Origin of the sequence: Kitasatospora sp. MBT63, from assembly GCF_000710465.2 — a bacterium.
GTDB lineage: Bacteria > Actinomycetota > Actinomycetes > Streptomycetales > Streptomycetaceae > Kitasatospora.
Window position 1 is genome coordinate 1 of record NZ_JAIZ01000634.1, and the last position, 736, is coordinate 736.

The window sequence follows — 736 nt, forward strand, 5'->3', positions numbered from 1 at the left end:
CCGTTGTCGTTCGCGCAGCAGCGGTTGTGGTTCCTGAACCGGTTCGAGGGGGCGGGGTCGACCTACAACATTCCGGTGGGGTTGCGGCTTTCGGGTGTGGTGGATGTGGCTGCGCTGGGTGCTGCGTTGCGGGATGTGGTGGGGCGGCACGAGAGTCTGCGGACGGTGTTCCCGGAGGTGGACGGTGTGCCGTTCCAGCGGGTGGTGCCGTTGGCGGAGGTCGGTGGGTTGCTGGAGGTGGTGTCCGGTGCCGAGGGGGTGGCGGAGGCCGCGGCGTGTTCGTTCGATGTGACCACCGATCTGCCGTTGCGGGCGTGGTTGTTCGAGGTGGGTGTCGGGGAGTCGGTGCTGCTGGTGGTGGTGCACCACATCGCGGCTGATGGTTGGTCGTTGGCGCCGTTCGCGCGTGATCTGGGCGAGGCGTATGCGGCCCGGGTGAGCGGTGGGGCGCCGGGCTGGGGTGAGCTGGAGGTGCAGTACGCGGATTACACGCTGTGGCAGCGGGAGCTGCTCGGTGAGGAGTCCGACCCGCAGAGCCTGATCTCCGCCCAGCTCGACTACTGGCGTACCACCCTCGCCGGCCTGCCCGACGGGCTCACCCTGCCCACCGACCACCCGCGCCCGGCCGAACCGGGTGGCCGGGGCGACCTGGTGCAGTTCCGGCTGGACGACGAGGTGTTCGCGGGTCTGGCGTCCCTCGCGCGGGAGTGCGGGGCGACGGTGTTCATGGTGGTGC

General features: G+C 70.1%; 1 protein-coding gene. It reads left to right on the forward strand.

The window, feature by feature from the left end:
* Positions 1–736, forward strand: a 736-nt coding sequence (locus tag AA75_RS48295) for a condensation domain-containing protein (protein ID WP_233289297.1), incomplete at both ends; no start/stop codon positions are given.